The 23,505-nt window shown below is 62.8% G+C and carries 21 protein-coding genes, 1 tRNA gene, 1 other RNA gene and 2 pseudogenes; 6 read left to right on the top strand and 19 right to left on the bottom strand.

The genetic code is table 11. The features are described 5' to 3' along the window. Positions 1–169 precede the first annotated feature (169 nt). Together XalbCFBP2523_RS05275 and XalbCFBP2523_RS05280 are read left to right on the top strand one after the other, a co-directional pair. Entirely contained in the window at positions 170–1,261 is a 1,092-nt protein-coding gene (locus tag XalbCFBP2523_RS05275) for a catalase family peroxidase (protein WP_012914826.1), read from the top strand. Further along, positions 1,258–1,833: a cytochrome b gene (locus XalbCFBP2523_RS05280; protein WP_045765121.1), complete on the top strand. Its 576-nt coding sequence runs from the start codon at positions 1,258–1,260 to the stop codon at positions 1,831–1,833. The genes XalbCFBP2523_RS05275 and XalbCFBP2523_RS05280 overlap by 4 nt, the downstream gene beginning before the upstream one ends. A gap of 21 nt (positions 1,834–1,854) precedes the next feature. On the opposite strand, the gene XalbCFBP2523_RS05285 is transcribed toward XalbCFBP2523_RS05280, so the two are convergent. Continuing rightward, positions 1,855–3,642: a GGDEF domain-containing protein gene (locus XalbCFBP2523_RS05285; RefSeq protein ID WP_230599009.1), complete on the bottom strand. Its 1,788-nt coding sequence runs from the start codon at positions 3,640–3,642 to the stop codon at positions 1,855–1,857. A 43-nt stretch (positions 3,643–3,685) separates the two neighbouring features. Beyond that, positions 3,686–4,220 (bottom strand): annotated as a pseudogene (locus XalbCFBP2523_RS05290) (DNA-binding response regulator). Positions 4,221–4,603: 383 nt separating this feature from the next. Here XalbCFBP2523_RS05290 and XalbCFBP2523_RS05300 point away from each other — a divergent pair. After that, the gene (locus tag XalbCFBP2523_RS05300; protein WP_045765118.1) at positions 4,604–5,746 is read left to right on the top strand and encodes an alpha/beta hydrolase family protein; all 1,143 of its coding nucleotides are present in this window, start codon (positions 4,604–4,606) and stop codon (positions 5,744–5,746) included. A gap of 38 nt (positions 5,747–5,784) precedes the next feature. Here XalbCFBP2523_RS05300 and rarD read toward each other — a convergent pair whose 3' ends face one another. Continuing rightward, entirely contained in the window at positions 5,785–6,696 is a 912-nt protein-coding gene (rarD, locus tag XalbCFBP2523_RS05305) for an EamA family transporter RarD (RefSeq protein WP_045765117.1), read from the bottom strand. 551 nt (positions 6,697–7,247) lie between these two features. Here rarD and XalbCFBP2523_RS05310 point away from each other — a divergent pair. Continuing rightward, a complete protein-coding gene (locus tag XalbCFBP2523_RS05310; protein ID WP_045765116.1) occupies positions 7,248–7,742 on the top strand; it encodes a hypothetical protein in 495 nt (164 codons plus the stop codon). A gap of 391 nt (positions 7,743–8,133) precedes the next feature. Here XalbCFBP2523_RS05310 and XalbCFBP2523_RS05320 read toward each other — a convergent pair whose 3' ends face one another. The 10 genes and pseudogenes from XalbCFBP2523_RS05320 to birA form a co-directional block, all read right to left on the bottom strand. Then, positions 8,134–9,066 carry an MBL fold metallo-hydrolase gene (locus tag XalbCFBP2523_RS05320; protein WP_045765115.1) on the bottom strand — a complete coding sequence of 311 codons (933 nt, stop codon included), beginning with the start codon at positions 9,064–9,066 and terminating at the stop codon, positions 8,134–8,136. Between the two features lie 159 nt (positions 9,067–9,225). After that, the gene (locus XalbCFBP2523_RS05325) at positions 9,226–10,515 is read right to left on the bottom strand and encodes a tryptophan--tRNA ligase (protein WP_045765114.1); all 1,290 of its coding nucleotides are present in this window, start codon (positions 10,513–10,515) and stop codon (positions 9,226–9,228) included. 199 nt (positions 10,516–10,714) lie between these two features. Beyond that, on the bottom strand, positions 10,715–10,834 hold the full coding sequence (locus XalbCFBP2523_RS05330; RefSeq protein WP_407070999.1) for an entericidin A/B family lipoprotein: 120 nt from the start codon (positions 10,832–10,834) through the stop codon (positions 10,715–10,717). 122 nt (positions 10,835–10,956) lie between these two features. After that, complete coding sequence (locus XalbCFBP2523_RS05335) at positions 10,957–11,109, bottom strand: entericidin A/B family lipoprotein (RefSeq protein WP_012914816.1); 153 nt, start codon at positions 11,107–11,109, stop codon at positions 10,957–10,959. A gap of 638 nt (positions 11,110–11,747) precedes the next feature. Continuing rightward, entirely contained in the window at positions 11,748–12,713 is a 966-nt protein-coding gene (locus tag XalbCFBP2523_RS16285) for a hypothetical protein (RefSeq protein ID WP_155394537.1), read from the bottom strand. 59 nt (positions 12,714–12,772) lie between these two features. After that, a pseudogene (locus XalbCFBP2523_RS17050) lies at positions 12,773–12,904 on the bottom strand (IS1595 family transposase); the annotation flags it as partial. A 707-nt stretch (positions 12,905–13,611) separates the two neighbouring features. Then, positions 13,612–13,687, bottom strand: a tRNA-Thr gene (locus XalbCFBP2523_RS05350). A 74-nt stretch (positions 13,688–13,761) separates the two neighbouring features. Further along, entirely contained in the window at positions 13,762–14,565 is an 804-nt protein-coding gene (locus tag XalbCFBP2523_RS05355) for a hypothetical protein (protein ID WP_045757578.1), read from the bottom strand. Between the two features lie 9 nt (positions 14,566–14,574). Next, positions 14,575–15,315, bottom strand: coding sequence for a type III pantothenate kinase (locus XalbCFBP2523_RS05360; protein WP_045765113.1), 741 nt, complete (start codon positions 15,313–15,315; stop codon positions 14,575–14,577). Then, positions 15,312–16,289: a bifunctional biotin--[acetyl-CoA-carboxylase] ligase/biotin operon repressor BirA gene (gene birA, locus XalbCFBP2523_RS05365; RefSeq protein ID WP_104629909.1), complete on the bottom strand. Its 978-nt coding sequence runs from the start codon at positions 16,287–16,289 to the stop codon at positions 15,312–15,314. Before birA ends, XalbCFBP2523_RS05360 begins: the two co-directional genes overlap by 4 nt. 140 nt (positions 16,290–16,429) lie before the next feature. On the opposite strand from birA, the gene XalbCFBP2523_RS05370 reads away from it, so the two are divergent. Next, positions 16,430–16,696 carry a hypothetical protein gene (locus tag XalbCFBP2523_RS05370; RefSeq protein ID WP_327196718.1) on the top strand — a complete coding sequence of 89 codons (267 nt, stop codon included), beginning with the start codon at positions 16,430–16,432 and terminating at the stop codon, positions 16,694–16,696. Beyond that, positions 16,663–17,451 carry a M90 family metallopeptidase gene (locus XalbCFBP2523_RS05375; protein WP_045765112.1) on the top strand — a complete coding sequence of 263 codons (789 nt, stop codon included), beginning with the start codon at positions 16,663–16,665 and terminating at the stop codon, positions 17,449–17,451. Before XalbCFBP2523_RS05370 ends, XalbCFBP2523_RS05375 begins: the two co-directional genes overlap by 34 nt. A gap of 8 nt (positions 17,452–17,459) precedes the next feature. Here XalbCFBP2523_RS05375 and XalbCFBP2523_RS05380 read toward each other — a convergent pair. The 6 genes from XalbCFBP2523_RS05380 to XalbCFBP2523_RS05405 form a co-directional block, all read right to left on the bottom strand. Then, a non-coding RNA gene (locus XalbCFBP2523_RS05380) (sX9 sRNA) lies at positions 17,460–17,538 on the bottom strand. 82 nt (positions 17,539–17,620) lie between these two features. Beyond that, the gene (locus tag XalbCFBP2523_RS05385) at positions 17,621–18,811 is read right to left on the bottom strand and encodes a DUF1501 domain-containing protein (RefSeq protein ID WP_045765111.1); all 1,191 of its coding nucleotides are present in this window, start codon (positions 18,809–18,811) and stop codon (positions 17,621–17,623) included. Positions 18,812–18,841: 30 nt separating this feature from the next. Next, a complete protein-coding gene (locus XalbCFBP2523_RS05390) occupies positions 18,842–20,425 on the bottom strand; it encodes a DUF1800 domain-containing protein (RefSeq protein ID WP_045765110.1) in 1,584 nt (527 codons plus the stop codon). 139 nt (positions 20,426–20,564) lie between these two features. Then, the gene (locus XalbCFBP2523_RS05395) at positions 20,565–21,935 is read right to left on the bottom strand and encodes an ATP-binding protein (RefSeq protein WP_196296891.1); all 1,371 of its coding nucleotides are present in this window, start codon (positions 21,933–21,935) and stop codon (positions 20,565–20,567) included. A gap of 82 nt (positions 21,936–22,017) precedes the next feature. Next, the gene (locus tag XalbCFBP2523_RS05400) at positions 22,018–22,701 is read right to left on the bottom strand and encodes a response regulator transcription factor (protein WP_003469280.1); all 684 of its coding nucleotides are present in this window, start codon (positions 22,699–22,701) and stop codon (positions 22,018–22,020) included. A 74-nt stretch (positions 22,702–22,775) separates the two neighbouring features. Further along, positions 22,776–23,159, bottom strand: coding sequence for a hypothetical protein (locus XalbCFBP2523_RS05405; RefSeq protein WP_407070998.1), 384 nt, complete (start codon positions 23,157–23,159; stop codon positions 22,776–22,778). Positions 23,160–23,505 lie beyond the last annotated feature (346 nt).

The following is a 23,505-nucleotide window of genomic DNA, read 5'->3' on the forward strand; positions in this document are numbered from 1 at the left end:
CAGACATCGGCACGGATGAAGCAATTGTCGCCATGCGTTCGTCCGAATCGGTGTAAAACGGGGCCCGAATGCCGCGTCGCCACTGGCATGGCTTTGTCGTAGGCACGACTGCGACACAACGTCATTGCGCCATCCAGCCAGGTCACCCCCATCACCACAGGAGCTGCACATGCCCCACCCCGATCCGACGCCGCCGCAACGCCCCTGGCTGGCGCTGGCTGGCATCGCCACGATCGCCGTTGCACTCGCCGCCGCCTTCGCCTGGAGCGCAGGCTGGCTCGGCGGACCGCAACGGCTAACCGCCCAGCACATGACCGATGCCCTCGAAGCCGGTGGTCCACCGCATCCCGGCTTCCGCCGCGCACACAACAAGGGGGTCTGCGTCAGCGGCCACTTCGAGAGCAATGGCCAAGGTCAGGCCTTGTCCGAAGCGAGGGTGTTCGCCCAAGCCTCGGTACCGGTACTGGGCCGCCTGTCGATTGGCGGCAGCGACCCGCACGGGGCCGATGGCCAAGCGCGAGTGCGCAGCATGGCCCTGCAGTTGCGCAGCGACGACGGCCAGGAATGGCGCATGGCGATGAACAACTTTCCGTTCTTCGTGGTCGCCACGCCGGAAGGCTTCATGGCACAGATCCAGGCGTCACAGCCCGACCCGGCAACCGGCAAACCGGATCCCGCGAAGATGGCCGCGTTCCTGCAACGCTATCCGGAAGCGCACATGTTCCAAGCATGGGCCATGAGCGCACCATGGTCGAACAGTTGGGCCAATACCGAGTACAACAGCGTCAACGCCTTCCGCTTCACCGCGGCCGATGGCAGCAGCCGCTACGTGCGCTGGTCGATGCGCCCGCATACTCCGTTCGTGCCCTTGTCGGCGGCGCAGCGCGCGCTGGTCGATGCGAATTTTCTCGGCGAGGATCTGCAGACGCGGCTGGCGCACGGCCCGCTGCGCTGGGACTTGGTGATAACCGTGGCCGCACCCGGCGATCCAATCGAAGATCCGTCGCGCTCCTGGCCACCGACGCGGCAGAATGTGGTTGCCGGCACGCTGGTGCTCGACCATGCCGAACCGCAAGCCACCGGCCCATGCCGCGATCTCAACTACGACCCACTGATCCTGCCGCACGGCATCGCTGGCTCCGGCGACCCGATTCTGGCTGCGCGATCGGCGGTCTACGCACAGTCGTTCAACCGCCGCGAGCGCGAGATCGCTCGCGGCCAGGCACCGGATGCCATCGGCCAAAAAGGAACTGCACAATGAACCCTAGCAACCGATCCGAACACTTCAACCTTACCGCGCGCGTGCTGCACTGGCTGATGGCGGCGATGATTCTGACCATGCTGTTCGTCGGCGTCGGCATGGTTGCCTCGGTGTCGCAGCGACCCTGGCTGCTCGACCTGCACCGCCCGCTGGGCATCGCCATCGGGCTGCTGGCGCTGGTACGCCTGGGCAACCGTCTGCGGCACCGCCCACCGCCGCTACCAGCCGACCTGCCGCGCTGGCAAAAGATCGCCGCACATGCCTCGCACGGCTTGCTGTATGCGCTGATGCTGGCGATGCCGCTGTTGGGCTGGGCGATGCTCTCGGCTGGCGGCTATCCGATCGTGCTATGGGCGGGCGTACACCTGCCAGCGATCGTCTCGCACAACCCGGCGCTGTACGCGGGGCTGCGTTGCGCGCATGGCTGGCTGGGTTATCTACTGTTCGCCACGGTGTTGGGCCATCTGTGCGCGGCGCTGTTCCATGCCTGGATACGCCGGGACGACGTGTTCGCAAGCATGGCACGCGGCGCAGCAGTGGCTAGGCCAACGGCAACACCCGAGCGGACATAGTCGCACAACGCACGGTAACGCCTACGATGACGCAAGCTGGCGATTGTCGTTCACGTTCCGCTCGGTCACAGCCGATGCGACTCGATTGCGACCGCTACGCTTGCCACAGTAAAGCGCTGCGTCGGCGCAGCACAGCAGTTCCTCGCCGGTACTGCCATGCTCCGGATAAGCCGCCACGCCGATCGACACCGTGATCGAGGGCAGCATTTGCCCATGATGCTGTACCTGCATCTGCTCGACCGCCGCGCGAATCTGTTCGGCGCGTCGTTGCGCAACGTCTGCGGCGGCCCCCGGGAGAATCACCGTGAACTCCTCGCCACCGTAACGGCAGGCGATATCTTCCGGTCGCACCAGCCCCCCCAGCAACTGGCCGAAGGAAGCCAACAACGCGTCGCCGCCAGCATGACCAAAGCGGTCGTTGAGCGCCTTGAAATGGTCCAAATCCAACATCATCAGTGCCAACGGCAGATCCCGACGCGCACAGCGCGATAGTTCGCGCAGCAGCGACTCCTCCAGATAGCGCCGGTTATACAGCCCGGTCAGCGGATCACGAATCGACTGCGTGCGCAGGCGATGGCGCAAATGCAGATTATGCAGCGCCATCGCCAGTTGCTCGGCCACCACCTCGACCAGGTTCAGCCGCTCCAGCACGGCAAGGTTGGGGCTGGACAGATGGATCATCCCCAGCCGTTCGCCCTGTACGATCATCGGCACACAAGCGCCGTAAAGCGCTTGCGCGGGGTCGCAGATGACATCGGAGGTTTGTGCACACAGCGACGTTGCGCCGGGCTGCATCACCTGGGTAGCGCGTCGGCATAGACTCTCGCAACGTTCCAGCGACAGCGATGGCGCACATGCCGCGTCCATGCCCCAATGGGCGACACACACCACCTGCTCGCCAGCAGCATCGGTGCAGTACACGCTGCACCCAGCCGCACCGAGCAGGCGCTCGAGCGCCTGCCGTGCGACCTCGACCGCTTCATCTTGCTGCACGCAACTCTGTAGCCCGCGACTGCAGCGGTTGAGCGTGCGCAGATCCTGTTCGGTGCGCTGCATTTGCTGCACAGTGCCCACGAGCAGCGCGTTGGCATGATGACCCAGACGCTCGGCCTGAGTCCGACGACCGATTTCGCGGCGCAGCAGCATATACAAGCAGAGCGTGAGCACGCACACGCCGGGGATGCCACCAAAGGCCAAGAGACGTAGCATGCCGGCGCTATCAGCAGTGGCAAGCATGCGTGTCGCGAGCAGGTCGCGCTCGCTGTGCAGCATTGCATCCGTATTGCGGCGCGTGGCCTGCGACAGCGTGCCGGCCTGGCGAACGCGCGCCATCTCCGGCCGCATCGTCGCGTCATTGACCTGAAGGCGCGCGATCGCATGCTCACTGATTTGCATGCGTTCGCGGATCTGGGCCTGAACCAAACGCAGTCGCGACAATTGCGCGGGATTGTCCTGCAGCCGGGTGGAGAGTTGTTGCAGACGCGACGGCAGGGACTGCTCGCAACGGTGGAAATCGACCAGATCCTCGTTGTCATCCAGCAGCAGGAAACCGCGCAACGCGGCGTCGCAATCGCTGAGGTTGAATTGCAGGACATTGATCCCGGCAACGACCTGGTTGCTGCGCTCCACCGAAGCGGCATCGGCGAGAAAGCGCTGACTCCCCAACAACAGCGCGGCACTGATCCCGATCAACAACAGCAACGCCAGCGGCACGCCATAGCGATTGATCGTCGCGCAGGACATGACGTCGACGCGCGGAGAGAGAGAAGGCCCGTCGTCCTCCGGACCAAGACCAAAATGCGGGATCATGCGCAAACCGCCAGATGAGTTCCAAGAGCAAACCCAGATCGAATCATATCGCCTCCTTGTGAAGCGCCAGCCGCGCCGCTTCGATACAGTTGCCGACGCCAATTGCCGATCGCCTCGAACAAACAATTGCCCCCGGTGGCACACAAGAAACCGGGCGTGGCTGTCATGTCGCGGGCCATGGCACCTTCGCCGGCAAGGCGCAGAACCCGACGCTCGCGGTGGTTGTATGAATCTGCCTCGCTCGGACCAAGCGTCCAGTGCCAATTTTGGATCGCGCGCGCGGCCCCGCGATACACCTGACGGATCGCACCGACCCACCACTCGCGCCACAGCAAGCCCGGCAAGCCCGGACTGACAAAGGGAGTGACCATGGCCACACGCACCAGCAACTGCTGACGCTGAATGCGCAGAGCCATTTCCAGTCCGCTGAACTCGGACGTTTCGATGTCAATGACCGGCAGATCAGGCGACCGCGCATGCAGCACACGACACGCGACCTCGCCGTCGGCCACTCTGGCGGCGACGTCGATATCCGCCTCCAGGTCCAGTCGTAGGGTTCCCAATGCGCCACGCACCATTGCCTGGTCCTCCGCTAACACCGAATCGAACAGGGACCGCCGGTCCCTGTGTGGGCATTGTAGGGCCGTAACGACTTCAGCGCTCAGCCAAGCGCAGCATTCCGATCAACGGCCACCAACGGCCACGCTGCTGTGGACCGGAGCTGAAATGCGCCCTGGGCATTGGCCTTGTCGGCGCCCCGTCTCCCGGCGCTGCGCGCCGCACGGCTGCCGATCACCACCTCCCTGGGCGCGCTCCAGCGACCCGGCGCGGGGTCCAAGATCGTGCTCACGGCCTGGCCCAATAGGCGATGCGTCATCTTTTGGTCATGAAAACACGGTAGAGCAGCCCCCCTCCCAGGGAGTAGCCTGCGCAGCCATTTGTTTCAATTTCCGTTACCGCCATGTCGTCGCGCCTGTGCCTGTTGCTTGTCCTCTGCGCCAGCGTGTGCCTGGGCGCCTGCTCCTCCACCTCGCTGAGCGACCGTCTGGTCGCACCGGGTGGCGTATCGCCGCTGATGGACGAGGAACGCATCCAAAGCCTGCTGGCGACCCTCCCCAATCGCAGCGGACACGTGGTGGTGCCGGGCGGCATCCCGATCTTCTGGCGCGCGATCGACCCAGGCGATTACCGCATGCGCTACCGCTACGAACACGCCAGTCGCAACGCCAACGGCCACGAACACGCCGACTTCGCGATGGACGTGGCGACACCGGTGCCCGGGACACACTTAGCGCCGCGCGGCACCGTGGTGCTGTTGCACGGCTGGATGATGGACGGCGACTCGCTGCTGCCATGGTCGCTGGATCTGGCTCAAGCTGGCTACCGCAGCATCAGCATCGACCTGCGCAACCACGGTCGTTCCGGCGGCGGGCCGGCCGGCTACGGCACCCGCGAATCCGATGACGTGGTCGCGGCGATCCACGCCCTGCGCGCGCGCGGCGAAGTGCAGGGGCCTGTCTACCTGTTCGGGGTGTCCTACGGCGCGGCCACCGCATTGTTCGCCGCGCAAAAGCTCGGCAACGCGGTCGAGGGTGTGGTGGCGCTGGAGTCCTTCGCCAACGCAGGCCGCGGTATCCGCGACATGATCCCGCACATGCTCGCCAGTCACCCGCGCGGCTGGATGGCCAGCGCCGCGATGGATCTGGCGCGGTGGCGCTATGGCGATCAAAACCTGGACGCGGTGATCGCCAGCGCCAATCAACGTCTGGCGCTGAATCTGGACCAAGTCGACGTCACCGCCGCAGCACGCATCGCAACCGCCTGCGTGCTACTGCTGCATGGCAGTGCCGACCAACATATCCCGGTTGCGCACGGCCGATTGCTGGCACTGGACGCGCCGCGTGCGCACTACCTGGAGATGCCCGGCGAGAATCACCTGAGCCTGCCGATGCGGCTGGATCTACTGGCGCCAACGATAGAAGACTGGTTCGCCGAATTACCAGCGCCACGCCACGACGGCGACTGTCCGCAGCCGCTGCCGCCACGCGTGGATGCGACCCAGCAGTTCACCGTCACCCCGACCGTGAACACCAGCCGAAGTTGAGCGCAGAATCGCCTCCCGCGATCATCCGTATCGACCCTCTATGCCGCTCCGCGGCGCCGCCCGATCCCCGAGCGCCACACGCTCTCGCCAGCGAACAGCAGCAGCCCGATCCAGATCGCAGCAAAGCCCAGCGCTCGGTCAGCATCGAAGGGCTCACCGAAAAACCAAACACCCAGCAGCAACTGCAAACTTGGCGAGATGTACTGAAGCAATCCGATCAGCGACAATGGAATGCGCCGCACCCCATAGGCGAAACCGATCAGCGGCGCCGCCGTGACCGCACCGCCGCATATCAACAGCACGTCGTCGCGCCAGCCCCAGGCGCCCAAAAACCCGCCGCCGTGACCGGCCTCGCCCCAGAGCACGAAGCCCAGGGCCGGCAGGAACAGATACACGCTTTCCACGCCCAATCCAGCCACCGCATCCACGTGCGCCAGCTTGCGCAGCAGGCTGTACAGTCCGAACGAGCAGGCCAGACCCAGCGCGACCCAAGGCGGCGTGCCTGCATCGACAGTGAGCCAAGCCACACCGAGCGCAGCACAGGCCACCGCCAACCATTGCAGCCGACGCAGGCGTTCATGCAACACCAATACCCCAAGCAACACGTTGACCAGCGGACTGATGAAATAACCAAGGCTGCTCTCGATCACATGCCCGGCATTGATCGCCCAAATGTACAGGCCCCAGTTGAAGGCGATCGCCAAGCTGCTGAACGCAAGCGTGACCAGCGCACGCGGTTGCGCGGCGATGCGCCGCCACCACTGCAGGCGTGCGCTGTACAGCAGCCAGGCCACCACCAACATGGCGCTCCACACAACGCGGTGGGCGATGATATGCGCAGACGGCACCGCCTTGAGCAAATGCCAATACAGCGGCGCCACGCCCCACAGCGCGAAGGTCGCAGCAGTCATCCATACACCGCGCCGCAAGTCGTGCTCGGCAACGCTCATCGCCATGTCCTCGCCACCGAGATCACCGCCGCACCGGCCAGAACTTGCACAACAGACCAACAGCCGCGGAAAGCCTCGCGCGCGCAGGAGCAACCGAAGCGAACAGAGATGACATACGCAAACGACATGAACGAAGAAGATGGCCTCGAATTCTAGGGCTTGTGACGACGCACGTTGAAGCCAGATGCGTTGGTCATCCGCCGTGCCTAGCGCGATGCTGCTGATGCCGTCCTTGCCATGGCCAAGTCAACCCGCGCGACGCATGCAGCGTGGCACTGACGGCCAGCCCGACGGTACGCCATATTGGCGCGCGCCAAACTTACGTGACTGGCCTTGTCTCAACGCACTCCAGATAACTTCGCAGTCAACTTTTCGAAGTACATCACACGTTCCAGGCCAGCAACACAAAAGCACTGGACCGGTCTGGCGACGATGCCAGACCGGCGCCTTCCCAGCCCTCGCCGGGTCTGCCGACTCACCATCCATCCATTAATAATCCATTCATTGTCATGGGCGTATTTCAGCCCTATATCCTTCATTTCGGAACTACCATGGCCAGCATCGATACTTCACTGCCGTCGGTAGGTAGCGCACCAAACCCATTCGCCACCGCTACAACGAACCCGTTCGGTAACACGGTCCAGGCAAGCAATGACACTGCGGCCGTGCAGCAAGCCGTCTCGCTGTCATCGGATGCGTCGGTGATCCTCAGCCTCGGCACTTCTTCGCCTGCCGAACAGGGCCTCACCTACACTGCGGCCGGTCTGTTCAATACCATCGTCAGTGCTGGTTCGGCCGACGGCACCTCGCCCGACCTGAACCAAAATCAGGCAAACCAGTCTTACTCCCAGGGCATTCTGGATGGCATCGGGAACCCTCCGTCGACACCCGGCATCTATAACGCATCAGGCGTGTTCACTGGCCAGAACACGTTGACCCCGGCATTGTCGTCCGCGCTTAAAGAAAATCCCAACCTGACGGGTGCCGTCGTCGGCGATCTGCTCAACCAGGGCATCGTGGGCGGTCTGATTTCCACCACTGCCTGAGCCGGTCGACGCAGCACTTCGGCGAGAGCCCTCCTTCGGTCCTCGCCGGGGGGCGACTACTGCTTGGCCAAGCAGCAGGGAGCAGGGAGGCGACCGAACGAAGATGGCCAGAGGCGATGGCTTTCTAGCCTAGTGGGACGGATCCACCGCACTCGTCCGAATCATAGGCCGATGGCACCGCGGCATCTATCTCGCTGCCGCCTTCTCCAACTGACGCATCGTTGGCGGCCTGTGCGGCACCTCCCATGAACAGAGCGGCGGACAGCAGCAACATGCGCATCGGGTTCACGATCACGACCTGACGACGAGTGGGCAGCACAGTGTAGAACGTGACGGCGCCGGCAGACAGAGCGCGGTGAGATCATTACCTGCGCAGCGCGCATGGCGCCACTCAACCTGCCAGACGATCCAACCAACACCCCAGCCCCTGCGCATTGAGTTCGATGTCCATGTGCAGCACGCGCTCCACTCCGGCATCGTCCAGCGAGCAACCGTGCATGCGTGCGCGCTCCAGGTACAACGCGGTCAATGCGGCAACCAGACAACGATGACGATCAGGACGGCCGTCGCAGCCACGGGCAATCGCGACCATCGCATCGAGTTGTTCGAACAGCTCCGCCGCCAGCGGCGCCGCGCCTTCCACAGGGCCGTAGTGCGTCAGATACAGGGTCTGCGGCACGTAATCGAGGATGCGCTGGATCGAGACGCGCATTGCTTCCGGCTCGAACTGCACCGGCGAGGACGTCGGAATCGCGAACGCACCGCGCGCGCTGTCCAATTCACGGTAGGACAGCCCGAAGGTATCGCCGGTGAACCAGCTGCGGCTACGCGCATCCCCCACACACAGATGATGGCGGGCATGGCCGGGCGTATCGATACACAGCAATTCGCGCGCGCCCAACCGCAACCGATGACCATCCTCGGCAACGACCACGCGCTCGGCCGGTACCGGCACGATGCTGCCATAACTGCGCGCCATCTCCTCCTCGCCGTACACCGCCGTGGCGCCCGCGATCAGCCGCGCCGGATCGATCATGTGCGACGCGCCGCGCGGATGCACCAACAGGCGCGCATTCGGCAGTCGCTGCAGCAGCGCACCGGCGCCACCAGCATGATCCAGATGGACATGCGTGAGGATCAGCCAGTCCACCTCGTCCGGCGCCAGGCCAGCGCACTTCAGCGCGTGCAGCAACACCGGTACGGCATGACTGGTACCGCAATCGACGAAAGCTCCGCGCCCCTGCTCCACCATCAGATAGGCAGCATCGAACTGCGCGCGCTGGAAACCGGTATCGACGAGATGAATGCTGGGATCGCGTGGCATGGCGTAAGACAGTGGCTGTGCGAAAGGCCCATTCTAGGCCGCATGGGTGGCATTGACAGCCCAACCCAACGCAGCAGAAACACCCATTTTAAGGCGAGGCTTCAACCCCGATCCGACTTCCGCATCGGGGCCGACTCCGCTGCCAGACAGACGCTGCGATCACCCCGCCTCACGCAGACGCTGCAACGCCTGCATTGCCGTTTCGGCGGGTGCCACCAGGACGACCGGGATCGCCTGCAGCGCATCGGCCTGCGTAACCTGCTTGAGTGCGGCGATGGTCTGCCCAGCATCGCGCGGCGAAGCGAAGCCCGTACTCTGCAACAACAACGTGCCCTCGCCATCAAGCAACTTGAAATAGAACTGACCGTCACCTTCGCGGTACTGCTTGAAACTCGGTAGCGCCTGTTTAGTGGCCGTCGCGTTCGGTACGGCGTCGCGCTGCGATAAATCGCGCAATCCCACCGCATGCCGCAATTCGGCCAGGAACGGCGTGGCGTAACGCGCGCGCAAGCGCTGCGCGTTGTCGCGCAAGGTCGCTTCGATCGCCTCCGGGCGCGCCATCAACGCGTCATAGCGCTCGCGCATCGGCGCGATCTCGACATCGATGCGCTCGAACAGCTGCTGCTTGGCCTCGCCCCAACCGATGCCGTCGGCGAAGGCTTGCGCGAACGCGGCAGTCTCCTCGACATTGGCGAAGGCTTGGTACAGCTGGAACAACGCCGAACCCTCGGTGTCCTTCGGCACACCGGGCGCGCGCGAATCGGTCACGATGGCGAACACGCGCTTCTTCAGTTCTTCGCACGGCGCGAACAACGGGATGGTGTTGTCGTAGCTCTTGCTCATCTTGCGACCGTCCAGTCCCGGCAGCGTCGCCACCTGTTCGTCGATCAGCGCATCGGGCAAAGTGAAATAGTCGCGACCATAAACATGGTTGAAGCGCTGGGCAAAATCGCGCGCCATCTCGATGTGCTGGATCTGGTCGCGGCCCACCGGCACTTGCTGTGCCTTGAACAGCAGGATGTCGGCGGCCATCAGCACCGGATACATGAACAAGCCCGCCGTCACGCCAGCATCCTCGTCTTCGCCATCGGCGCGGTTCTTGTCGACCGCGGCCTTGTAGGCATGCGCACGGTTGAGGATGCCCTTGCTGGCGACGCACGTCAGGAACCAGGTCAGCTCATTGGTCTCCGGCACGTCCGACTGGCGATAGAACCATACCTGGGCCGGATCCAGGCCGGCGGCCAGCCAGGTGGCGGCGATCTCCAGCGTCGAGCGTTGGGTACGCATCGGGTCCTGCGCCTTGATCAAGCTGTGCAGGTCGGCCAGAAAAAAGAAACTCTCGATGCCGGGACGCCGGCTGGCCTGCAGCGCAGGACGGATCGCGCCGACGTAGTTGCCCAAATGCGGCGTGCCAGAGGTGGTAATGCCGGTGAGAACGCGGGTGGTCATGCGGAATGGAAGCCGAGGGAAACCCGACGAGTTTAACCGCAGCGCACGCGCGCGTTCCGGCGCGTGACCGATTCAATCGCGGCGCCAACGCGGCAGCGCATCGCGTCTAGCCATAGTCTTGCTTGCCACGCAAGAGACCAGGCCCATGACAAAAAAACGGGCCGGCAAGCCGACCCGTTTTCATCGTCGAGTCCGCCGCTCAGTTCTTCTTGGCAGCCGCGTCTTCGACTTTCTCGCCAGCCTTCTGCACATCCTTGCCGGCACCGGCAACGGTGTTGCAAGCGGACAGCAGGCCCGCCGAGAAGATCGCCAACAGCATCCACGCAAACGTACGCTTCATAAAATTCACTCCTTACTTGGTCATGGAACGCGGCACTATCACCGCGCGGAATCGTGTACCGGTCGTGCGCAACAGTCTGCCGCCGCGCATGACCGAGACACTCAGCACTTGCCCGCGCTGCAATCCTGGGCCTTGTCCTCCACCTTCTCGCCGGCCTTCTGCATATCCTTGCCGGCACCAGCGACAGTGTTGCAGCCGCTCAGCAGGCCAGCGCAGAACAGGGTCAGCATCATCAGGGTAGTCAGTCGCTTCATCGGGAATTCCTCTTGCAATCGAAGATGGTCTGGGCCATGACGATGGGCGCCGCCGCGCTACCGCCTGCGAGCGAATGTGCCGTCACGACTGTGGATTTCAGGTGAATGAACCCAAACGCCATTCAGTTTCGGCCTCCGGCACTGCATCAGTCGCGCATCGGGGTCGATTTGCCAAACAGGCTCTCGATCAAGTCCGCCGGCAGTTCAGACGTCAGGTTGCGGTGATCCAACACTGAGGGGATTACCCAACCACCAACGACTGCTGGGGCCGAGCGGGAACATACCGCCAGCGCAAGCCGAGGCGGCTTACTATCGGCAACAGCCCGCGCTGCGCGAAGCAGCGTGACTCAAACCAAACAGCCTCCGGGAAAGCCAGGGCGGTTTAAACCTCGAAATTTGGAATTATTCAGCCCCCTAAAGAGGGCCGCCCTAAATGGCAGGGCGGCCCTTATAAAATCAATCCCGATTGACGTTGCGCGGCCTTGATAAAATATAAAATATTAATGCAAAGTATGAAAAAAAGAAAACAAGAACTATCCAAATAAATTTAACACGCCCCACAGACTTTCGCGAAAAACATACATACAACAAAGGCAGAATCCAAAGAATAAAGACCCATAAATTATTTATCCCTGACACTACCTACTCTCCGAGCAACTGAGCGTTGTACCATCCCAGAAACATTCTGCACCAGCCCAGTTCATCGCCTGACTAAAATCACCCTGGGCCCCAAAGCCCTGAGCCAGATGAATAAAATTTGTTCGGTCATAACCAGGATCACCTGTGAAATTATACCTTGCGATGGAACTTCCATTGCTGACCATTGCCTTGTTTTCTGCAATTATATTGCCGTGAGAATCACGAGCGGTCCCCGGAACAGCAGCGTAGCTATGGGCCTGAAAATCAACCCGATAAGTGCGCTGACTACCGTCGGGAAATTCAACGATGTAAGTCGCATTAAAATTACTGAAATTTATGAGACTTGAGTTAAAAGCGTTTTCTAGTTGAGCTATTGCCCCGACAAGGCCAGGACCAAATCCGGGGTTTGCTTCAGATAGCGACGGCGCACTGAAAGCCTGACTTGTCAAGCGATTAATCACGTTCTGGTTCGCCTGCACCGACACTACGGTATCATAAGCGTTAATATAGCCATTATCACTGGAAGAGCTTTGCGCTTGAGCGGTTGAAATAAGTGAATCCAAAAAGATGGAGACATAGCGACTCATAAAATAGTCTTGGGAAGACGATACAGATAGAGTGCCATGAAGGTAAGCAGTGTAACCAAGTGATCGACCATTATTGATGTAAACCTGATGATAATCATTGAAGACTCTCTGATAATCCTGATTGACCGCATTATACTGAACCGCAGGCGTGCGAGTATAAGGCTTAACATCATTAACATCAATATACGAACAAGCGTTATAGAGTGCATTATTAGAAAAATCCGCAACATAAGTACTACCGGCACTACATTTAGCAACGACTTGAAACAACTGCTTTTCACTGCACCCCTCGCAGCTTTTGGCAACAACTTGCGCATCAGCAATAGACGAAAAAAATAAAGGGCCCAAAAAACACACTGAAATGATTACGCTTTTCATAAAACTCCAGTGGTTTATTTTCAGAAATTCAACCATAGCCAGAAGAAATACTTTCCTGATTAGCCCGCTACTTCAGCGGGGAAGAGCGGCACATCGCACAAGTGACGTTCGGGCCATGACGTGATCCGTGCTGCGGCCACCAGCAGTCGCAGCACCAGGGCGGCCAGATCGAAGCGACGGTTGAAGCGCCATTACGTCTCGACCAGATGCTACGACGGGGCGGGCTGAAGTATTCGTCCATGAAAAACCTACTCACCCAATAGCAGCAACGCATTGCGAGCTACACTGGACATGCCAGCATTTTGTAGACAACCAAGAGCGGTAATCTCCCCCTATTTTTAGCAATCGTCAAAAGTGGAGCTAAGCGGCCATCGCTAACTTCATCGCTGGGGTTCTGATGCAAGCATGCCGGCACAAGCCGGCTCGGCGCTGCTCAAGCGCCACGCGGGTTGAGCGGCCATCTATGGCCCCGCGTCCGCCATGCGCAAGATCGCGTAGACGGCTCCCCGGCTCAATCAGGGATCACCGCGTCGTGGGGTCGGGGTTTCCCTACTCAACGCTCATAGGTGTAGCCGAACACGTCGATGTACGCCCCCGCACCGCCCGAAGGCGTGCCGGTCAGCACTGCCTCCTGTCTGTGCCCATGCAAGCGCCGCGCGCTTCGTGTCGAACACTCTGGTCGCGCGCCGACCGTCTACTTTGACGAACACGCGGTATCGGATTGCCAAGGGGTCGGATGGATGCCATGACCCCATTGTGTGCCTTTCCGTGTGCCCGTGTGCCTTTCGATACGGGTCACTGCGGGTCAGAACGGAATTCACGCCTCCAGTAACTCACTGATTACGCAAGAAATCGTGTCGCTACGGGGAGCTTTGGCGGTGGCCGAAAAAGGGGGGTATGGTGCCGCTTGTCCGAATCGAACGGACGACCTACTGATTACAAATCAGTTGCTCTACCGACTGAGCTAAAGCGGCAATGAAGAACCAACCACGTGCGAGAGGGCGCAGTATGCCCGGTTGGCGCGCGGTGGTGAGCTGCACGCGCTATTCTAGCGCAACGTGGCGCAATCCAACGGGCGTTGCCGCACACGACCCAGGTGCCAGCGCAGCATCGCCGCCTGCGCTGCGGAGTCGGCACGCAAGTCCAGCCACCAGTGCGTGCGGCCGCTGCCGGGAATCAGGTCGGCGTTGACGCCGGAGCGGGCCAGTTCGACGAGGCGCCGTTCGGCGCCTTCGCGGCTGCGGTACTGGCCCAGGGCGATGGCGTTGCCGGTCTCGCCCTGGCGAATCGGGTAGTAATCGCGAATGCCCGCGGCGGCGATGCGCTCGGCGGCGACCCTGAGGCCGTCCTCGCCACCGATGACCGGCAGCAACACACGGAACGTGGTGGTACCGCTGTCGGTGGACTCACGCAGGTGCGGATGCGCCTGCGTCGCCGGCACCGCGGCAAGTGCGGCCTCGGCGGCGGCGCGGTCCGCATAGGGCCCCAGGCTCAGACAGACAGGTGCGGCGGGCGCAGGCGTCGCAACCGCTTGTTCCGTAGCGGCAGCGGCCGAAGGCGACGGAACCGCAGCGGCGCCGGCAGCGACCGTCTTCTCGGTGCCAGCGAACACCGCAGGCGCCGACGGCACCGGCAGCGTGGCGTCTCCAGCCGTTGTGACACTCGCCGCCGGGGATTCAGAACGCTGTGCAGGTGCCACAGCGAATGGCGGCTGCACCAATTGCAATGTCGCCACCCCGACCGGCAATGCCGGCAACGGAGTGGTCCGCGGGGCCGGCGGTTGCATCGCCCACCACAACGCGACCCCAAGATTGAGGATGGTCAGGACGACGAGCAGTGCGCGAACGAGCATGGGCAGATTCTACCGAGCGTCCCTGGTTACAGCATGCGCCTGCACCCACAGCGCCAGTCCCTCGAGGACCAGCGAAGGACGCAGCTCCGCCGTCGGCAGCGCGTGCAACAGGGTCGATACGCCCCCGCCATGCAACAGTAGCCTTGGCCACCGCCCCAGCAACGCATCGGCATATTGCAGGCTACGCTCGATCAGCGCCAGCGCGGCGCCATCGCACCCCGACGCCAATGCATCGGCGGTGTCGGCGGCGAATTCGTGATATGCGCCGCCGTCGGCCGGCAGTTGCGCGGCGCGGTGTTGCAGGGCTTGACGCATCGTGGTCGGAGACGGTGCAATGCGGCCGCCACGGTGCAGGCCATCGCGATCGAGCAGGTCGATGGTCAACGCGGTACCGACACCGACCACCAGCACGTCGCCTTGGCCATGCGCGGCGAGCAACGCCAGAAAACGATCCACACCCAAAGAACGCGGCTGCGCATAGGCAATGCGCACGCCGGCGCAGACTGCCGCCGTCCGCACTACCTGCACCTGTGCAAAGCGGGCCTCCAGCGCCTCCAACACCACGGCCGTCAGGGCGGGTGCCGCGACACTGGCGACATACGCGGTCGCGCCGCGTGGCAAGGCCGCCACCGCCGCCATCTCCATCGCCTCGGCGCCGTGCGGCCAGGCCTGCACCGTCCCTACATGGCCGTGCTCCAACGCGGCGAATTTGAAACGCGAATTGCCCAGGTCGAACAACCAATCGCTCATACCGGCCTCACGCTGACATCACCGGCATGCAGCGGCCGTTCGCCATCGGCGAACGCCACCCGCAACGCGCCATCCTCGGCCAACCCAAGCGCCACTCCCTCGTGCGCCACACCACCATCGTCGATACGCACCGCGCGCCCGGCCAACAGGTCCAGCGCGGCATAGCGCGGCAGGAACGGCGCCAGACCCTGGGCATCGAACAGCGCCAGCGCTGGCAGCAGATGCGACACCACGACCGCAGCGATGGCGTTGCGCGATACCGTCGCGGCGGCCAGCGTGGTGAGATCGGTCCAGGGTTGATCGATCGCCGCAGCGCTGGCCACAGGCATGCGCACATTCAAGCCCAGGCCGATCACCGCGCGCGCCGGCCCGGCGAATTCGCCCCCCCCTTCCACCAGCAGACCACCCAGCTTGCAGCCGTCGGCGAGCAGGTCATTCGGCCATTTCAGCCCGACCGTGGCGAAACCGGCGGCATGCAGTGCCTCGGCCACGGCCACACCAGCGGCCAGACTCAAGCCGCCCAGCCGCCCCAGCCCCCCCTGGAAACCACGGGCCACGGACAAGTACAGATGCGCCGCCAGCGGCGAAGCCCAGCCCCGGCCACGGCGCCCACGGCCACCGGTCTGGCGTTCGGCCAGCAGCACCTCGCAGCCATGTGCCGGGACCGGCCGCGCCAGCAGGGTCGTGTTGCTGGACACCAGGGTCCAGGCGACCTCCAGGCTGGCCAGCTCTTCGTGTGCCGCCGGGACCAGCCCAGCGCGGATGGCCTGGACATCGAGCAACTCCAACGGCCGCGCCAGGCCATAGCCTTCGCCGGCGCGACCATCGATCTCCACGCCAGCTGCGCGCAGTGCCTGGATCCGCTTCCACACTGCAGCCCGGGTCAACCCGCACGAGCGGGCCAGGGCATCGCCGGAAAGACGGCCTTGGCTGAGCCGGGCCAGTAGTTCGCGCTCGTCCAACGCAGGTTCCATCGCCTCGTTTCAATCCTGGCACCCGTCAGGGCGCGACCTAGGAGCGGAAAAGTATGCGGGAACGCTCAGCGCGGTTCCATGCAGCAGGTGAAAATCGCGTTAGAATCGACGGTCACCGCCGCCCGCACCGGATGCCGACGATGCGCCGTCTACTGCCCTGTCTGATCTTGCTGCCGTTTCTGCTCGTTGTCGCTCACGCGTCCAATGCGATGGCCGACAAGCAACACAGCGACTGCGCCTACAACGACGCGACCGATATGGACGAGGCGCAGATACGCCCGGCAACCGCGCCGCGCGCGCGCGCCGCTACCGACAAGCCCAGCGCATCCGATGGCGGTGGCGGCGACCTAATGCCGCATCTGCGCATGCCCAAGTGGCACAGCTTCCTGCCGGGGATGTTCCGCTGATCTCACGCTGGCTGCGTGCGCGATGGCCGGCGCGTGCAGCCATAGACGAGACGCTATGGAGGGAAGTCCGGCATCGTTGTGCATGGGTGGCGTCGCTGGATACCCCGCGCGAACAGCGCCTGCGCGGGCTCGCCACCGAATTCCTGCATCGCAAAACCATCTCGCCGCTAGGTGGCCTGCAATTGGATGCACCCCAATGCAGCGTGCTCGCTGCGTTGTGCTGTCTGCCACTGCTGGAGTTCGGTGCGAGCGGCCTGCACGGCTGGTCGCAGTTGCTGGTGTATCCGAATGCGTTCCGGGTGCAACGCAGCCACGTCGATGCCGCAGGGGTGCTACACGAATGGGAAGACGAATTGATCGGCGAATCCTGGGATAACGGTCCACTGATCCTGTCTTGGGCAGACGTGCAAGCCGACCTGGACGATCCGCGTGCCGGCTACTGCGTGGCGGTGCACGAGATGGCCCACAAGCTCGATGCGCTCGACGGCGTACTGGATGGCACGCCCCTGTTGCCGCGCACATGGCAGCGACAGTGGGCAGCGGATTTTCAACGCAACTACGACGCCTTCTGCAAACGTGTGGACCGCGGTCGCGCGAGCGAAATCGACGCCTACGCCGCCGAGGCGCCGGAAGAATTCTTTGCCGTGGTCAGCGAATACCACTTCTGCGCACCGCAACGGTTGCAGCGCGCGATGCCCGATGTGGCCGCGCACCTGCAACGGTTCTATGGCCCCTCACCGTTCGCCACCGACTAACTAAGAGAAGCTAACAAAACGTCGCCAGTCGCTGTCGGGTGGGCGCGGACAGCGCGCAGGAGCCGTAGTAGCGTACAGGTGGTGCATGAGGATTCCGAGCAGTGCCCGCGCCCGTCCGGCGGCGACGCCGTCGTTTTATTAGCGACTCTAAGCGGACGGCCTGCATCGATCAAACCAGCGCCAGATCCCGTGCATGCGCCTGCGGGAACACCGTCTGCAGTTGTGTCAGCGACAGCCCCCACATGCGCCCAAGCAGTCCGGCGAACAGATCACGATAATTGGTCAACACCGGATAGTCGCGATCCTGGAACAAACTGTCCTTGCTCACCGCCACCTGTTCGCCAGCGATGCGACCGCCATTGATCGCACCGCCCATCACCCAATAGGTGGTGCCGTGGCCATGATCGGTCCCCTTGTTGCCGTTCTCGCGGAAAGTACGGCCGAACTCTGACAGCACCACCACCACGGTGTTGCGCCATTCCGGGCCGAGCGTATCGGCGTAGGCGGTCAAACCTTCGGACAGGTTGGTCAGGTTGTCGGCCAGCGCGCCATCGGTACTGCCCTGGTTGACATGCGTGTCCCAACCGCCGACGTCGACGAAGCCGAGCCGATAGCGCTCGCGCATCAGCGTGGCGATACGGCGGGTCTCCTCGGCGAAGGTGCGCGCACTGGCGGCACCGCGGTTGGCTTGCTGCATCTCGTCGCGCAGTGCCTGCGAAACCTGCTGACGCAGCACCAGGCCATCGTGCGCGGCGCTGGCCAGCGGTGTGCCGTGGTACATCCCGGCCAGGATGTCGGCCTGACGCTGGTCGAAAGCAGGCGTCGGATTACGCTTGAGCGAGAGATTGGGAATATCGCGACCGCCCTGGAAACTCAGCGGGAGGGAATCGGTGAAGGCGATCGACGGCATGCCGGTGGCTACCTGCGACAGACGCGCCAGAAATCCGGTCCGGTAGTCGCTGCGCCGTCCCGCCGGTTGCCCGGCCTCGATGCTGTCCTGGGTTTCGAAATGGCTGCGCGACAGATCGTCGGTGCCGGCAAACGGCACGAATGCCAAGTGCTTATCGTTCCACAGCGGCAGCAAGGTGTCGCGCAAGCGTGGATTCAAGCCCCATTGCGTATCCAATGCAATGGCGCTTTGCAGGTTGGCAGGGTCTGGACGCGCGATCGCCAGGCTCGGTCGCGAAGCGTAGTAGAAGTCGCTGGCATACGGCACCAGCAGGTTGTTGCTGTCGTAGCCGCCACGCAGGAACACGACCAGTAGACGTGGCGAGGGTGCTGGCGCAGCGAACAGACGCCCGGCGAACGGCAAGCTGGCCGCGACGGAAGCAGACGCGAGCAGGAAATGGCGGCGATGCATGACGAATCTCCGGACAACGTTAGTCGCAAATCAACGGTAATTGAAATCGGGTGAAGCCAGCAGGTACTCATTCCATTCCTGCGGGGAACGCGCCTGTGCCAATGCCTGGCGCGTGGCAGTGCTCAATTGCGGCTCGATCGCCTGGTAGTACAGCGGCGAACTCAGTTGCGGAAAGCCACCCCCCTGCTGTCCATCGCGAGTGAACAACTGGGTGTTGCCGTTACCGATCGCGCGTGCGATCTCGAAGCGCTGCGCCAGCTGCCCCGAACTGTTCCATGCACTGGACTGCAATGGCCAGCCATCGGGAGTAACGCGTCCGAAACTCGGCTCGCCCATCTGATTCAACCATCCCAGCAACGGCTGCGGATTGACGATGATCTGCCCGTCGTAGGCCAGGCGCAGCGCGGACACCAGGAAGCGATATGGATCCTTGAATTTGTGTGGCGATCCGGCTGTCATCTCTGGCGCGGTGAACATGACCTGCAGCACCGCTGCGATATCGCCATCGCGATGTTGGAAGGTCCGCGCCATTTTCTGTACCAGCGCCGGCGGCGGATCGTCGGCGACGAAAGATTCGGCCAAGCGTCGCGACACGAACTGCGCGCACGCAGGCTGACGCACAATCAGTTGCACCGCATGTTCGACCTCATCGAAACCACCACCGGCGATGCGTTGACCGAGCAGCGTTTTATCGCCTGGCTGGTGTCGCGCCGGATTGAATTCGAATGCACCGCGGCGCAGGTACTGCGACTGTAGCGGCGGCGGCAGCTTCGGCGGTGCAGCACGGTCGGGGGGAACGATGCCGACGCCGGTGAGGATCAGCGCCAGTTGCTGCACGTCATGCTGGGTGTAGCCACCGTTCACGCCCAGCGTATGCAACTCCATCAACTCGCGGGCATAGTTCTCGTTGACCCGGCCTTTGGCGTTCTGGGCGTTATCCAGATATTCCAGCATCGCTGGGCTCTGTAACGTTGCCAGCAGCAGATCGGAGAACTTGCCCAACGCATGCGGACGGATTGCGTTGTCGGCATAGTCGGCCACCGTCCAGCGCAACCGGCCCTTGTTGGCGAACACACTGAAATGGTTGAGCCAGAACCACACCATCTGTTCGCGCAATTGGTCAGTCGCATACACCGCGCGCAGCACTTGCGCCTGCCGTGTCTGCATCAGTAGCAAATCGGCGTGATGCTGAGTCGCTTTCTTCGCCGCGACCTTGGCATCGCCGTCGGGCATCGCCTTAATCGCCTCCTGGGCGGCGGCCTGCTGCCGAAGCAACTCCTGCACCGGCGTGTGCAATGCCTCGTAGCCGTCCAGTTCCGCGCGCACCGGCTCAGGCAACGTCGCATCGCCATCGGGCGCCTGTAATTGCGCGCGCAGGAAGCGCTTGCGTCCATCGCGCTGGAACTGTGCCACGCTGGGGCCGTCCAGGCCGTTGGTCATCGATTGCAGCCAACGCGCATCATCGCGCTCAAGTAACTTTTGGCTGGCCGCGATGGCACCCACCGTAAACAGCACCAGCAGCAGCGATAGCACCAATCGCTGGGTCTTACGCAATACACGTCGACCATGCACGCGCAAGCGCGATGCGACAGGACGATGCCGAAACTCGGGCATGTGGATGCTCCTAGTCGGGAAAACGGGTTGAAAGTCGGCGCAGTATCCGCGCCTGCAAGGTTGCTGGGTTAAGTCGCTGTCGGAAATTTCGCATTCATTTCCACGGGATTCACCTAGACAGGACCCAAGGTCTGCGCGGCTACAAACCAGGCGGCAGGGTCGCCAGAAAACTGGCGCCGCCCAATTCCTCGGAGCGACTCACCTGCAGCTCGCCACGGTAACCCTTGACCAGATCCTGGACGATCGCCAGACCAATGCCGTGGCCATGCACGCGTTCATCGCCACGCACACCGCGCTGCAGGATATGTACCACTTCTTCCGGAGCGATACCGGGACCATCGTCCTCCACCGCAATCACCAGACCGGCACGGCGGCTGCCGGCGGCTGGCGCCGGGCGCACAGTCAATAGCACCCGTCGGCGCGCCCACTTGAACGCGTTCTCCAGCAGATTGCCAAGCAATTCCTGCAAGTCGCCAGGTTCGCCATGGAACCGTGCGCTCGGCTCGATGTCGAACTCGCACAGCACGCCCTTGGCGGCGTAGACCTTTTCCAGCCCACGCACGATTTCCTCGGCACTGGGCTCGATCGGCAATGGCGCGGAGAACAGTTTGTGGCCGCTGGAAGCGGCACGGGCGAGCTGATAGGAAACCAGGTTATTCATCCGCCGCAGTTGCGCATCCAGTTCCTCGCGTAGTTCCTCACCTTGCGTACCACTGTCGAGTTGTGTGCGCAGCACCGCCAGCGGGGTCTTCAGGCTATGTGCCAGATCGGCCAGGGTGTTGCGCTGGCGATCCAGATTCTCGCGCTCGCTCTCGATGAAGGCATTGATGCTGTCGGTCAGCGGCTCCAGTTCGCGCGGGTGGCGATCGCCCATGCGTACTGCCTCACCGCGCTGCACTTTGGTCAGTTCGTTGATCACCCGCCGCAGCGGCCGCAAGCTCCACTGCAAGATAAAGGCTTGCAACACAAGCAGGATCAAGCCGGCACCACCGAGGTTGAACCACACCCGACCGCGGAACACACGCAACTGCGCACCCAGCGCGCGCGTGTCCTCCATAATGTAGATGGTGACCGGCGTTTCCTTGTCGCGACGCACGTAAGCCAGGCCGATACCGTAGCGATACACCTCGCCTACGCTGCCATCGATCTGGGTCATCTGCCAGGGGCCGTCGAAGGTTTCCTGGCGCGGTTCGAGCATGCCACCACGCGGCGGCAGCGGGCCTTCGCTGGACATCGAAATCCAGCGCTCGTTGGGCATTACGATCTGCGCATACAGTCCGCTACCGGGGCGATCAAAGTGCGGATCGGGCGGCGGCTTGTCGTTATTGATGTACAGCGACCCGTCGCGGGCCACGTCGATGTTGTTGGCGTAGGCGGTGGCGTAGTTTTTCAGGCGCTCGCGCAGGTTGCTCAATGCAGTGTCGGCAAAGGCCTGATCCAGCGCGTAGCCCGCAGCCGCCAGGAACGCCACCAGACTGAGGCTGGCGGCGAGCAGCTGGCGCGCCTGCAACGAACGTGGGCGCCAGCGCTTGTACCAACTGGATCGTGGCGCCACGCGGTCGCTTCCCTGGCTTGCTCGCAGGCGGCTGCAATCAGCCTTCGGTGCGCGGAATCGCGAACCGATAACCGCGACCGCGCACGGTCTCGATCGGCTTCAGTTCGCCGTCCGGATCCAGCTTCTTGCGCAAGCGCCCGATGAACACCTCCAACACGTTGGAGTCGCGATCGAAATCCTGCTGGTAGATGTGCTCGGTCAAATCGGCCTTGGAGACCAGTTCGCCGGCGTGCATCATCAAGTACTCGAGTACCTTGTACTCGTAGCTGGTCAGGTCGACATTGCTGCCGCTGACGCTGACCGTTTGCGCCGCCAGATCCAGCGCGACCGGGCCGCATTCCAGGGTCGGCTTGCTCCAGCCGGCGGCACGGCGTAGCAGCGCGTTGACCCGCGCCAGCAACTCTTCGACGTGGAACGGCTTGACCAGATAATCGTCCGCGCCCTGCTTGAGCCCTTCGACCTTGTCCTGCCAGCTGGAACGCGCGGTGAGGATCAACACCGGGAACTTCTTGCCTTCGTCGCGCAAGGCCTTGATCAGCTCCATGCCCGACATCTTCGGCAAACCGAGGTCGATGATGCCCACATCAAAGGGCACCTCGCGGCCCATGTACAGGCCTTCCTCGCCATCCTGCGCAGCATCCACCGCAAAGCCTTCGCGCTTCAGGCGAGCGGCCAGGGTCTCTCGCAACGGAGCTTCGTCTTCGACCAGAAGGATACGCATGAACTCTCCCTAGTGACTGACAGATGGCCGATGGCCGGAACGGGGTGTAAACAGGCTGAACAGACTATCCACACTCACGGGTGATCGTCGTGTGGTGGTTGGTCCGGCTCGCTGGGTCTGGTTGCCTGCGGCGGCGCGCGAGCGGGCTGCGGGTCGTCCATATAGCGCACACGTCCTCGTCCATCCATGTACTTGACCCGGTTGATGTCGTGGCCATCGAACGGCACACGCTCCGCCCCCAGGATCTGTATCTGTCCGCCAGTGGACCGTTGCACCCGACGCACCGCATCGGACAACGAACTGCCTGCCGATTCGCGACCCCGCGCCGGATCCGGCTCCGAGGGAATGACCGCCCCTGGAGTGGACTGCTGCGGCCCCCGGTCGTGACCAGCAGCAGCCGACGCGAGCGCAAGCGCAATCACGGCGGCGAAACGGCAATGGCGTAGAACGGAGAAGATCACGACGGGCATCCTAACGGACTGATCGGGGACGTTCAAAATTTGTGAAATCTGGCACCTTTCAGGAAAGCGATGGTGTCGTCAAATCTGAGGCAAATTCTTGATTTTTCGGGGTGAATCCGGTCTGAACTTTCCCATCACACCTCCAACTGGTTCAGTGAAATGAATTCCCGTCGTCACAACTGAAGAGCACCGTCACGCCGCCAGTGCCCCTCTGTGCAGGGGTTTGCGGGCACAGAGCACGGGATCGCCGGAGAACGCAGCAACCTGAACGCAGCAACGGAATAGAGGGGGAAAGAGCGCACAGGTCGCGCGTGCCAGTGGCGTGCGGAACACAGCCACGACA

This window comes from Xanthomonas albilineans, assembly GCF_002939705.1.
GTDB classification, from domain to species: Bacteria; Pseudomonadota; Gammaproteobacteria; order Xanthomonadales; family Xanthomonadaceae; genus Xanthomonas_A; species Xanthomonas_A albilineans.